Genomic DNA, 11,701 nt, shown 5'->3' on the forward strand with positions numbered 1-11,701 from the left:
ACAGAAGCATTGGTGAATTTAGCTACTAATGCTTCTTTTATTTTTTAGTTATACAAATTCTGCAAAGTTAAGGTTATTAGGAAAGATTATAATTAAAATAGATTTTATTAAAAACGATTTTAATAAAATCTATTTTAATAAAAGGAGACGATTGTATGTTTATTGGAAGAGAAAAAGAATTGCATGTTTTGGAAAACGAATATAATAAAAAGGGATTTTCAATGACAATTTTGTATGGTCGTAGAAGAATTGGAAAATCAACTTTACTATTAGAATTTATTAAAGATAAAAAGACAGTGTTTTATACTGCAAGTAGAGTTGGAGCTGCACGTAATTTAGAATTATTATCGCAACAAGTTATTCAAACACTTGCTTTAAATATGTCGGGTGTTTCTTTTTCAAGCCTAGAAAACTTGTTTTCTTTTATGACAAATAATTTGTCAGATGAGAAATTAGTGTTTATTATCGATGAATTGCCATATTGGGCAGAAAAAGATGAAGGCTTTTTGTCGGTTCTACAAAAATATATTGATAATGAATGGTTGGATAAAAATATTTATATTATTTTATGTGGATCATCATTAAGTTTTATGGAAAATAAAGTTTTAAGTGAAAAAAGTCCAATTTTTGGAAGGAAAACCTCTCAAATTCGATTAGACACGTTTGATTATTTAGATGCAGCACGATTTGTTCCAAATTATAGTCTAGAACAAAAGGCGATTTGTTATGGAATAACAGGTGGAGTCGCAAAATATTTATCTTTAATTGATCCTAAGAAAAGTCTTGATGAAAATATTGTGAATTTATATTTTGATACAAGTGGATATTTATATGATGAGACAAGAAATCTACTGATACAAGATTTTTCGGATACTACATTGGTGAATAATATAATTGAACAGATTGCAGCTGGACAAAATGCGTTGAATTTGATTGCGGATAAAATACATGAATCAGAAAGTGCTATATTATATCAATTAAATAAATTAATTAGTGTGGGGATTGTGGAGAAAAAATATTGTATTACAGAAGAAAAAAACAAAAAGAAGACGCAGTATGTTTTGAAAGATTATATGTTTAAATTTTGGTATGAATTTGTTCCTAAAGGAATTAGCGTTATCGAAATGGGAAATGGTAAGCTATATTATGAAAAAATGGTGAAAGATAAACTTCATAGGTTCATGGGGCCTATTTTTGAAGATATGTGCAAAACATATACATTAAAACTAGGCGTTCAAGATGATTTTGGATGCTTTATAACAGAAGTTGGAAATTGGTGGGGTACTGAAGTTATGAAGGATGAATCAGGAAGAAAAAAAATCCAGTCTGCCGATATAGATGTGGTAGGTATTTCTGTTATAGATAAGGCTATTGTGGTTGGTGAGTGCAAGTTTAAAAATGAAGCCATTGATAAAAATATTTATGATGTTTTAATTCGAAGAACAAAATCCATTCCCATTAACTATGTAGTAAAGAAATATCTTTTATTTTCCTTAAGTGGTTATACAAAATATTTTGATGAAATAGATTTATCACACACTATTTTGTATACTTTAGAAGATTTGTATAAAGAGTAAAAATACAATTATTTAGTGATGAAGATGTATTTAAAAAGAAGTGACAATTAATATTGTCCTTTTTTTTGATTTCGCATAAAATGTATGCATATGAAAAGAGATACAAAAAGAGTATTAATACTATCACTTAAGATAGGCGTTGGAAGTGCCATTGCGATTATTTTAGCCTACTTTTTTAAGTTGGATAATCCAACAAGTGCAGGAACGATTGCACTATTGTCATTATTGACGACAAAATGGGGAACGGTGAAGCTTGTTCTTAGAAGAATTTCCACATTTTTTTTGACCATTCTATTCTGTTTTATTTTCTTTGAACTTATTCCAAGTCATTGGATTGCATTTGGACTTGTGATTGCGTGCTTAGTTGGGTATAGTGAGAAAATGAAATGTCAGAATACTTTAAGTGTAAATGCGATGATTGCCGTGCATTACTTGAGTTATTTGGATTTTAGTTTTCATTTTATGTTGAATGAATTTTATTTGATTTTAATTGGGGCCATTATCGCATTCTTATTGAATTTAGTTCACGATTATAGTGGGGAAGAAGAATATTTGAATTCTTGTATGGAATATATGGAAGATAAGATTCAAAGCTTGATGTATCAAATTGTTCACTATATTCAAAGTGAGGAAAGAAATACAACAATTTGGAAAGAGTTAGAAGATGTAAAAGAGCAGGCAGAAAAGTATATTCATATTGCGATGGAATATCAGGATAATACTTTTACAAATTTACCGGATTATTATATTCGTTATTTTGAAATGCGTGCTTTACAGTGCGATATTTTACATATGCTTCATTATAAGATACGAAAGATTCGTAGGATGCCACAAGAGGCGCATGAATTGGCAAAATATATTGAATATTTAATTCCGTTTATTCATGAAAAAAATGATCCTCAGCCACAAATTACTTCACTTCACAAAATGTTGAAGGATAAACAAAATGAGAATTTGCCGACAAACCAAATTGAGTTTGAATCAAAGGCGATGCTTCTACACATTTATATGGATCTTGAAGAGTTTTTATACACAAAGAAGAAGTTTATTGATCAAACAACAGAGGAACAGAAAAAGTTGTATTGGAGATGATATAAATGAAATCAATCATTATTGTAACTGTTGTAACAGGTATAGTTTCTATTGGAATTTATAAGGGAATTCGCAAAGTTTTATATAAGAAGGATGTCACAAATAAGGCAAGTTTTGCCAGATTAGTGAAATACGTATTGGTGTTTATTAATGGAATGATTTTTCTTGGACAATTTGAACAGACAAAACCCATTATGTCTTATCTTGCTGCATCTAGTGGAGTGGTTGCCCTAGTTTTAGGTGTTGCTGCTAAAGATGCCTTTGGAAATCTATGTAGTGGTTTGATGATTTTAACATTTAAACCATTTGTAGAAGGAGATTTAATTAAAGTCAATCAAGGAGAATTAATTGGGTATGTTGAAAGTATTCGCTTTCGTCATACGATCATTCGTACGTATGAAAGTAATCGTATTATTGTGCCAAACTCAACTTTGAATTCGGCAACGATTGAAAATGCATTTTTTCAAGATACACGAAAGAATAATTATTTAGAAATTGAGGTTTCTTATGGAACGGATATTGATTTGGCGATTGATATTTTGAAAAATCTAGTTGAAAAGACAATGTTGGAATATGATATTCAAAGCGAGAATCCAATTGAAGTCAAAGTTATCAACTTTTCTACAACGGGTATTGATTTACGTGTTGTTGTTCCAAGTAAAACAAGTCTAGATGGTTTTGATATGCTCGCAAAGATTCGTTATGAACTTGTAAAAGAGTATGGAAAAGCCAATATTAATTTTGGAAATTATTCAGTAGAGGTAAGTCAATCATGATAAAAGTATATACAGAAGTATTGGGATTTAATAATTTAATGTATCGCTACATGAGTTTACCTAACTCGTTATCTTTAGCGGATTTAGCTTATTATACATTGGCGTCTTACTTATCAGAAGAATACGCTGACTTTGTGATTGAGTCGAATGGAATTCCGTTTGTGTGTCCTAATTGTGAGGATGAACAATTTAATAAGTTGCCTTGTGCTTCATTGATTCAACCAGATTTCAAAGAGGGGGATACTTTTAAGATGGTTTATGATTTAGAAGAGCCTTTTGAGATTGAAATTCAAGTTGAAAAAGTGGATGATATAGAAGAAGAGGCTTGTGTAATCAATGGTCGTGGCTTTGCGATTTGGGATGGTTTTAAAGAGTTTCAGGATTACTATTATCAATCAATGGAATTATTTAAAGAATATGTCAAAGCCAACGATATGAATGTATCGGATTTTCCAGTGGATGAAGATTTAGATATCGTTGAATTGAATAAGGTATTGGAATATAACTTTGAAGAATTAAAAGATGTGTATGAGGGTGAGTAGATGAAAGTATATGAAATGAGTTTTCGTGATATGGATCAAAAAATGGTAGAAATCCATGGCGTGAAAATGGTTAAACTTTTAGAGAAGATGGGATTAAAGTTAGATAATTTATATGGTGCATTAATGTATGGCTATATCGATCATAATGCAGGCTTTATTTTTGAAATCGTAGCTTTGGAAACTAAGAAACGCAATATTGAATATCGTATTGTACCGATTGGTGTATCTTGTAAGATACCTCGTTTTGATGTGCAGGAAATGGATATTCAAATTTTGGATAATGTAAATGTAGAGTTGTTTCAAGATAAGATTGATATGGTTGAAAAGGCCACAGAAGTTTCTAAGGAATTAGAAGAGCTTCGTCTCTATAAAGAGTTGGATCCATCAAGACATTTGGAATATCCAGATGATATCATGGTGTATTTTCTAGAAGAAGGAAAGGATCCGGAAGCATGTTGGGTTCGCCTTGAAGGAGTACAAGATGGAAAAATGTATGGAACTATATTAACGGCTTTACGCCAGGATTTTGGCGTGAAAGAAAAGGATACAATTTATTTTGGTATGACAGAAATGGAAGATCACAAGCTGGCGTGTGTATGGGTAAAGGAACATGAATAAATCGGATTCATTATATTCAATTTATGTACAAATATTAAAAGAAGAATTAGTGATGGCTATGGGATGTACGGAGCCTATCGCAATTAGTTATGCGTGTGCTAAGGCAACGCAGGTACTAGATCATTTGCCGGATCGTATTGTTGTTAAGGCAAGTGGAAGTATTATTAAAAATGTTAAGAGTGTAATTGTACCACACACGAATGGCTTAAAAGGTATTGAAGTGGCAGCTGCAGCTGGCGCTTTATATGGGGATGCAGACGCAAAGCTTGAGGTGCTTTCTAATGCGACTCGTGATCAAATAGAAGAATTGCCAGAATATGTTCAGAACACAAATATTACAGTGCAGCACATTGAACAAGGTCATGTATTTGATTTAGAAATCAATGTTTATTATGAACAAGAACATGCCAGTGTTCGTATTGTGGATACGCATACAAATATTGTTCAGATTGAAAAAGACTGGAAAGTCATTTTTGAAGATAAGACGACAAATTTAGAACATAAGGCGGATCATAGTGCTTTGATTATGAAACAAATATGGGATTTTTCACAAACTGTGGATATTGACGATGTAAAAGAAATATTGGATCGTCAAATTGCTTGTAACATGGCTATCGCAAATGAGGGAATCCATAATTCGTATGGCGCAAATATTGGTCATGTAATCTTGAATATGGATTCAGATTGTGTAAAGACAAAAGCTAAAGCTTATGCAGCTGCAGGATCTGATGCAAGAATGAATGGTTGTGAACTGCCAGTTGTAATCAATTCAGGAAGTGGTAATCAGGGTATTACTTGTTGTGTACCAGTTGTTGTGTATGCCAAAGAATTAAATTGCACAAACGAACAATTGTATCGTGCTTTGGTTTTATCGAATTTAACAGCTATTTATATTAAAACAGGTATAGGTACTTTATCGGCATTTTGTGGTGCTGTGAGTGCCGGAGCTGCTGCAGGAGCTGGAATTGCCTACTTACATGATGGTACGTATGAAGAGATTCAACATACTATTGTGAATGCGTTAGCTATTCTTTCGGGAACAATTTGTGATGGGGCAAAGGCAAGTTGCGCAGCTAAGATTGCTTCTAGTATAGATGCAGGTATCATGGGTTATTATATGTATAAAAATAAGCAACAATTCTATGCAGGTGATGGAATCGTTGCTCATAGTGTGGATGAAACAATTCAAAATATTGGAACACTTGGTTCTCAAGGAATGCTTCAAACAAATGATAAGATTATTGAGATGATGATTTCTTGCGATTAAAAGTAGATAAGCGAATGATTAACTGAGGTTCATATTCCATATGGACGATACGTTTTCGTTCGCTTTTTGTTTGTTCTAAAAGAATATCTACAGCTTCTTTGCCTTTTTCACAAGCACCATGATCGACGGTTGTAAGTTGGATTTGGGGAAAATCTGTTTCTGGAATATTGTCAAATCCAGCTACACTTGTTTTGATGTTGTGATCTTTTAAACAGGCCAAGATACCTAAAGCTGTCATGTCATTGTTTCCTATGTAGGCATCGTATTTATCACTTAGAATTTGTTTCGTTAAATGATACCCGTTTTCATATTCTCTTTTTTCGATTGGATATATTTCAAATTGCTTAGAAGAACTAAAGAACACTTGCGTGTTTGATATTACACTTTTTACACCTTCATATCTTTCGTTACGACCAATTTCTGTTGTATCTAATGGACTTGAAATATACGCAATTTTTTTGTGTCCTAGTTGTTTTAAATGATTACCTAATAGCTTTCCACATTTAAAACTGTTGAGTTCAATCGAATCACAGTCTAGATTTTTGGGCTTATCCCCAATAATGATGCATGGAATTTGTTTGGAAAGTAAGTTCCATTCATCGATGAATTTAGGTGGATAGAGTAGGATAATTCCACATGGTTTTAATAGTTTTAAGCTTGAAAGTGCATGCTTTTCAAGTTCATCTTTACGAAGTGTGGAAATTGTAAGAATTTGTGTTTTGGTCTTGCTTGCTTGCTGAATGATACTTGAAACGACCATAGAATAATAGGAATTTGATAAATTTGAACAAATGACGACAATGGTATTCTTAGTATTTGAATATCTTTTTTTTGCTTCTGGCTTTTTATATCCCATTTGTTTGGCTGTTCTTTTGACAAGTTTCACTGTTTCTTCTTTGAAAGATACATTTTTATTATCGCTCAAAATCATAGATACAGTGGATTGTGATACATTGGTGGCTTTGGCTATATCGCGTGTAGTGACTTTGTTTCTTTTTCCCATAATGAACCTCTTTTGATTTATTTTGATTAATATATTGATTACTAATCAAATTATTAATCAATACTTATTTTTATCTTACACCATTTTATTTTGTTGTCTAGTTATTAATCAATAATTTGATTAATAAAATTGGCGGATTTTACTTGTTTGAAAGGAAATAAAAATAAGTGTATCGTTATTTTGAAAGAGGTGTGAACTATGTATGATTGTATAATAATTGGAGCGGGTATCAGTGGATGCTCTTTGGCTTTTGAATTGAGTAAATATAGTGGAAAAGTATTGTGGTTAGAAAAAAATAATGATGTGGCTGATGAAACGACAAAGGCAAATAGTGCCATTATTCATGCGGGTTATGATCCAGAGCCTCATACTTTAATGGCAAAATATAATATTTGGGGAAATAAAATTATTCCTTCTTTATGTAAAGATTTAGATGTTCCTTGTAAAAACATAGGTTCTTTAGTTGTTGGATTTAGTGAAGAGGATGACAAGACTATTGAAACGTTATATAAGCGTGGTGTGGAAAATGGTGTTGAAAATCAGCGTATTATTAAGCAGCCTGAGTTATCAAAAATGGAACCAAATTTAAATCCAGCTTGTACAAGCGCTTTATATGCACCAAGTGCATGTATCATTAATCCTTGGCAGTTTGCGATCGCATTAAGTGAAGTGGCTGTTCAAAATGGTGTGGAGCTTCGTATGAATGAAGAAGTTACAAGTATAAAAAAAGATGGGGATATCTTTGTTGTGAACGAAAAATATAAAGCTCCATTAGTCGTAAATTGTGCAGGTGTTATGTGTGATCGTGTGACGGGTTTAATTAAAAAACCAGATTATAAGATTACGCCAAATAAGGGTGAATATTATTTATTGGATAAATCACAAGGAAACTTGGTTCATCATGTAATTTTTCAGTGTCCTACAAAGATTGGTAAGGGTGTATTGGTAGCTCCTACAGTCGATGGAAACTTGATTGTGGGTCCTACAAGTACAAATACAGATGCGGATGATTATTCGACTAGTGCTGCAGGTTTAAAAACAATTCGTGAAAATGCGGTTAGATCTGTACCAAATATGAAGCTTCAAGAAAATATTCGTACTTTTGCAGGATTGCGTGCAAGAAGTGATATAAAAGATTTTATTGTTGGAGAAGATAAAGATGTACATAATTTCTTCTCAATTGCAGGTATGGCAAGTCCTGGTTTAAGTAGTGCGAGCGCAATCGCATTAGATGTTGTGAGAATGATGCAAGAAAAGAATTATTTCTTAAATTTAAAGAAGGATTATGTTTCTACAAGAAAAGTTGTTCGATTTAAAGAAATGTCTCATGAACAAAGAAAAGAATATATTGAAAAACATCCTGAGTATGGTCGTATTATTTGTCGTTGCGAAACTATCAGTGAGGGAGAAATTATTGATGCGATTCGTCGTAGTCCAAAACCAGTGAGTTTAGATGGAATCAAGCGTAGATGTAATGCAGGTATGGGCAGATGTCAGTCTGGCTTCTGTGGACCTAGAGTACAGGAGATTTTAGCTAAAGAGTTGGGTGTTAGTCAACTAGATATCATGTTAGATAAGAATGGTTCTTATATTTTGTGTGGAAGAACAAAGGAGAATGACGATGAATAATAAGTATGATGTAGTAGTCATTGGTGGTGGTCCTGCAGGTCTTGCCAGTGCGATGGCGGCTAAACAAAATGGCGCAAAATCTGTTTTGATCATTGAACGAGATAAAGAGTTAGGTGGTATTTTAAATCAGTGTATTCATAATGGCTTTGGCTTACACCACTTTAAAGAAGAATTAACTGGTCCTGAATATGCAGGTAAATATATTGATGAAGTCAATAAAACGGATATTGATATCTTATTGGATACAATGGTTATTGAGATTACGCCAGATAAAAGGGTGTATTGTTCTAGTAGCATTCATGGATATTTAATGATTCAGGCTAAATCAATTATTTTAAATATGGGTTGTCGTGAAAGAACGCGTGGTGCGATTGCGATTCCTGGCACAAGAGCTTCTGGTGTGTTTACGGCAGGTGCGGCTCAGCGATATGTAAATATTGAAGGGTATATGCCTGGCAAAAGAGTTGTGATTTTGGGTAGTGGTGACATTGGTTTGATCATGGCTCGAAGAATGACTTTGGAAGGCGCAAAAGTTTTGGCTGTTGTTGAAGTGATGCCTTATTCAAATGGTTTGAATCGTAATATTGTTCAGTGTCTACATGATTATGATATCCCATTGTATTTAAGTCATACAATTACGGATATTGTGGGTAAGTCTAGAGTAGAAAAGGTTGTTGTCTCTAAGGTGGATGAAAATAGAAATCCAATTGAAGGAACCGAGATGGAATTTGATTGTGACTGCGTTTTATTGTCAGTTGGATTGATTCCAGAAAACGAATTGTCGAATGAATTAGGCGTTGAAATAGATCCAAGAACACACGGACCTATTGTATACGAAAATATGGAAACTTCTATGGAAGGCGTATTCGCATCGGGTAACGTTGTGCATGTGCATGATCTAGTGGATTTTGTCAGTTCTGAAAGCGAAAAAGCTGGAACGGGTGCTGGTCAATATATTTTAAATGGTGAAGTATCTAAAGAGAATGTTGTTAGAACAGTTAATGGAGATAATATTTCATATGTTGTTCCGCAATATATTCGTAAGGATAATGTGGAAAAGAGTGTTGAGCTTTCTTTCCGTGTAAGAAGACCAACACAAAATGTGAATATTGTTGTGAAAGATGGGGATACAGTAATTGCGAAATTTAAAAAGGAACATGTGATTCCAAGTGAAATGGAGAAGATATCGATTCCTAAAGTATTGCTTGAAAAGGCAGATAAAGAATTGGTTGTATCTGTAAAGGAGGATGTGTAATGAGAGAGTTAATTTGTATAACTTGCCCTAAGGGTTGTCACTTAAAGGTGGATGAAGAAAATGATTATAAAGTAACTGGAAACGGCTGCCCTAGAGGTGCAATCTATGGAAAGAAAGAGTGTACACATCCAACTCGTGTAGTGACAAGTACAGTTAAAATTGTGGGTGCTGAAATTGAGAGATTGAGTGTGAAAACTAATGGGGATATCCCAAAGGAAAAAATCTTTGATGTGATGAAAGAGTTGAATCATGTGGTTGTAAAGGCACCAGTGCATCGTGAAGATGTAATTGTTCCTGATATTTGTGGTACGGGTGTTGATTTAGTTGCGACGAAAGACTTATAATATTTCTGTTAAAAAGTGGGGAGCTTTTAGGCTGAGAGTAGGCTAGTCCTAGACCCAATAACCTGATTTGGATAATGCCAACGTAGGGAATATATCTTTTTGATAGTGAGCTGCAGATTGGTTTTCTGCAGCTTTTTTCTTGGTGGTGAGAAAATGAATTATTCTATTTTTGATGTGGATGGAACAATTCTAGATTCAATGGAAGTATGGAATACTTTGGCAAGTCGATATATACAAAGTTTAGATCGGATTCCAGAAAAAAATCTTGATAAAATTGTTTCAGAAATGAGTTTAGAGCAGAGCGCAATATACTTAAAGAAACGTTATAGAATCTATAAACAAGAAGAAGTTATTATTTCAGAGGTATTGAATCTTATATCGGATTTCTATAAGCACGAAGTGAAACTGATGCCTGGGTTTAAAGATTTTATTACGCATTTTGATTCAATGAATGTGATTGGTACGAGTTGTGATGAAGAGTTAGTAAAAAGTGCGTTAAAAAGACTTGGGGTTTTAGATTATTTTGAAGATATTATGACTTGTTCAAAGGTGAATAAGGGTAAGGATGATCCGGGTTTTTATTTAGCTTGTGCAGATATTTTGGAACAAAAACCAGATAATATTTTTGTGTTTGAAGATGCAGATTATTGTATAGATGCGGCAAGAAAAGTTGGATTTAAAGTGATTAAAATAAAAGATTGGAGAGATTTAAATGAAGAGTGCATTAACAATTGCGGGAAGTGATTCGAGTGGAGGAGCAGGGATTCAGGCAGATATCAAAACGATGTGTGCTAACCATGTATTTGCGACAAGTGCGATTACGGCATTAACTGCTCAAAATACTATGGGAGTTACAGGTATTATGGATGTAACACCTGAATTTTTAGGTGAACAGTTAGATGCGGTATTTACGGATATTTATCCGGATGCCATTAAGATTGGAATGGTATCAAGTTCGAGTTTGATAGAAATGATCGCAAAGAAACTTAAGGAATATAAGGCAAAAAATATTGTGGTTGATCCAGTTATGGTTGCGACAAGTGGTGCTAAATTGATTAGTGAAGATGCGATTGAAACATTAAAAAAAGAATTATTGCCTTTAGCTACTTTGATTACTCCAAATATTCCGGAAGCAGAAGTACTTTCAGGAATGGATATTATGGATGAGACAAATATGGTTGAAGCGGCTAAAAAAATCAGTGAGACTTTTGGATGTGCTACTCTAGTTAAGGGTGGTCATCAAATCAATGATGCGAATGATTTACTATATAGAAATGATTCATTTACTTGGTTTAAAGGAAAACGTATCAATAATTCAAATACACATGGAACTGGGTGTACTTTGTCGAGCGCAATCGCATCAAATCTTGCGAAAGGGTTTGATTTAGATATTTCAGTTAGACGTGCAAAGGATTATATTTCAGGTGCATTAAGTGCAATGCTTGATTTAGGTAAAGGCTCAGGTCCTATGGATCATTCGTTTGCGATAGATAATGAATATACAAAAGAATTTAAATAAAAATAGCTCCTCTTTTGCAAATGCATGGTAAATAGAAAAATATGAATCATTGGTGGTATAATAAAATAGCTTGTGGAAA

12 protein-coding genes and 1 riboswitch are annotated in these 11,701 nt (G+C 33.3%); of the genes, 11 read left to right on the top strand and 1 reads right to left on the bottom strand.

Features of this window, described 5'->3' with window-relative positions; translation table 11 throughout:
- The first annotated feature begins 155 nt into the window (after nucleotides 1-155).
- From Q0E86_RS10390 to Q0E86_RS10415, 6 genes are all read left to right on the top strand, one after another.
- A complete protein-coding gene (locus tag Q0E86_RS10390) occupies nucleotides 156-1,577 on the top strand; it encodes an ATP-binding protein (RefSeq protein WP_295756880.1) in 1,422 nt (473 codons plus the stop codon).
- A gap of 90 nt (nucleotides 1,578-1,667) precedes the next feature.
- Nucleotides 1,668-2,669 carry an aromatic acid exporter family protein gene (locus Q0E86_RS10395; RefSeq protein ID WP_288517916.1) on the top strand — a complete coding sequence of 334 codons (1,002 nt, stop codon included), beginning with the start codon at nucleotides 1,668-1,670 and terminating at the stop codon, nucleotides 2,667-2,669.
- Between the two features lie 5 nt (nucleotides 2,670-2,674).
- Nucleotides 2,675-3,445: a mechanosensitive ion channel family protein gene (locus tag Q0E86_RS10400; RefSeq protein ID WP_288517918.1), complete on the top strand. Its 771-nt coding sequence runs from the start codon at nucleotides 2,675-2,677 to the stop codon at nucleotides 3,443-3,445.
- A complete protein-coding gene (locus tag Q0E86_RS10405) occupies nucleotides 3,442-3,987 on the top strand; it encodes a hypothetical protein (protein WP_295756884.1) in 546 nt (181 codons plus the stop codon). Before Q0E86_RS10400 ends, Q0E86_RS10405 begins: the two co-directional genes overlap by 4 nt.
- A complete protein-coding gene (locus tag Q0E86_RS10410) occupies nucleotides 3,988-4,605 on the top strand; it encodes a hypothetical protein (RefSeq protein WP_295756887.1) in 618 nt (205 codons plus the stop codon).
- Nucleotides 4,598-5,872, top strand: a complete 1,275-nt coding sequence (locus tag Q0E86_RS10415) for a serine dehydratase subunit alpha family protein (RefSeq protein ID WP_295756890.1) — start codon at nucleotides 4,598-4,600, stop codon at nucleotides 5,870-5,872. Before Q0E86_RS10410 ends, Q0E86_RS10415 begins: the two co-directional genes overlap by 8 nt.
- Here the strand turns inward: Q0E86_RS10415 and Q0E86_RS10420 are convergent.
- Complete coding sequence (locus tag Q0E86_RS10420) at nucleotides 5,844-6,875, bottom strand: LacI family DNA-binding transcriptional regulator (protein WP_295756892.1); 1,032 nt, start codon at nucleotides 6,873-6,875, stop codon at nucleotides 5,844-5,846. The two genes, Q0E86_RS10415 and Q0E86_RS10420, sit on opposite strands and share 29 nt — an antisense overlap.
- Before the next feature lie 198 nt (nucleotides 6,876-7,073).
- Between Q0E86_RS10420 and Q0E86_RS10425 the strand changes: the two genes are divergently transcribed.
- The 5 genes from Q0E86_RS10425 to thiD all read left to right on the top strand — a co-directional run bounded on the left by Q0E86_RS10425 (nucleotide 7,074) and on the right by thiD (nucleotide 11,622).
- Entirely contained in the window at nucleotides 7,074-8,504 is a 1,431-nt protein-coding gene (locus Q0E86_RS10425) for an NAD(P)/FAD-dependent oxidoreductase (RefSeq protein WP_295756895.1), read from the top strand.
- Nucleotides 8,497-9,759 (top strand): NAD(P)/FAD-dependent oxidoreductase, encoded by a 1,263-nt coding sequence (locus tag Q0E86_RS10430; protein WP_295756898.1) that lies wholly within the window; start codon nucleotides 8,497-8,499, stop codon nucleotides 9,757-9,759. The genes Q0E86_RS10425 and Q0E86_RS10430 overlap by 8 nt, the downstream gene beginning before the upstream one ends.
- The gene (locus tag Q0E86_RS10435) at nucleotides 9,759-10,103 is read left to right on the top strand and encodes a DUF1667 domain-containing protein (RefSeq protein WP_295756900.1); all 345 of its coding nucleotides are present in this window, start codon (nucleotides 9,759-9,761) and stop codon (nucleotides 10,101-10,103) included. The genes Q0E86_RS10430 and Q0E86_RS10435 overlap by 1 nt, the downstream gene beginning before the upstream one ends.
- Nucleotides 10,104-10,109: 6 nt before the next feature.
- Nucleotides 10,110-10,209: riboswitch (TPP riboswitch) on the top strand.
- 47 nt (nucleotides 10,210-10,256) lie between these two features.
- Complete coding sequence (locus Q0E86_RS10440; RefSeq protein WP_295756903.1) at nucleotides 10,257-10,847, top strand: HAD family phosphatase; 591 nt, start codon at nucleotides 10,257-10,259, stop codon at nucleotides 10,845-10,847.
- Entirely contained in the window at nucleotides 10,816-11,622 is an 807-nt protein-coding gene (gene thiD / locus Q0E86_RS10445; RefSeq protein WP_295756906.1) for a bifunctional hydroxymethylpyrimidine kinase/phosphomethylpyrimidine kinase, read from the top strand. The genes Q0E86_RS10440 and thiD overlap by 32 nt, the downstream gene beginning before the upstream one ends.
- The last annotated feature ends 79 nt before the right edge of the window (nucleotides 11,623-11,701 follow it).

Source organism: uncultured Holdemanella sp. (genome assembly GCF_934754935.1).
GTDB lineage: Bacteria > Bacillota_I > Bacilli_A > Erysipelotrichales > Erysipelotrichaceae > Holdemanella.

Coding starts and splice junctions, on each gene's coding strand:
- thiD (WP_295756906.1), top strand. CDS start 10,816: ATGAAGAGTGCATTAACAATTGCGGGAAGTGATTCGAGTGGAGGAGCA.
- Q0E86_RS10405 (WP_295756884.1), top strand. CDS start 3,442: ATGATAAAAGTATATACAGAAGTATTGGGATTTAATAATTTAATGTAT.
- Q0E86_RS10395 (WP_288517916.1), top strand. CDS start 1,668: ATGAAAAGAGATACAAAAAGAGTATTAATACTATCACTTAAGATAGGC.
- Q0E86_RS10415 (WP_295756890.1), top strand. CDS start 4,598: ATGAATAAATCGGATTCATTATATTCAATTTATGTACAAATATTAAAA.
- Q0E86_RS10435 (WP_295756900.1), top strand. CDS start 9,759: ATGAGAGAGTTAATTTGTATAACTTGCCCTAAGGGTTGTCACTTAAAG.
- Q0E86_RS10425 (WP_295756895.1), top strand. CDS start 7,074: ATGTATGATTGTATAATAATTGGAGCGGGTATCAGTGGATGCTCTTTG.
- Q0E86_RS10430 (WP_295756898.1), top strand. CDS start 8,497: ATGAATAATAAGTATGATGTAGTAGTCATTGGTGGTGGTCCTGCAGGT.
- Q0E86_RS10420 (WP_295756892.1), bottom strand. CDS start 6,875: ATGGGAAAAAGAAACAAAGTCACTACACGCGATATAGCCAAAGCCACC.
- Q0E86_RS10410 (WP_295756887.1), top strand. CDS start 3,988: ATGAAAGTATATGAAATGAGTTTTCGTGATATGGATCAAAAAATGGTA.
- Q0E86_RS10440 (WP_295756903.1), top strand. CDS start 10,257: ATGAATTATTCTATTTTTGATGTGGATGGAACAATTCTAGATTCAATG.
- Q0E86_RS10390 (WP_295756880.1), top strand. CDS start 156: ATGTTTATTGGAAGAGAAAAAGAATTGCATGTTTTGGAAAACGAATAT.
- Q0E86_RS10400 (WP_288517918.1), top strand. CDS start 2,675: ATGAAATCAATCATTATTGTAACTGTTGTAACAGGTATAGTTTCTATT.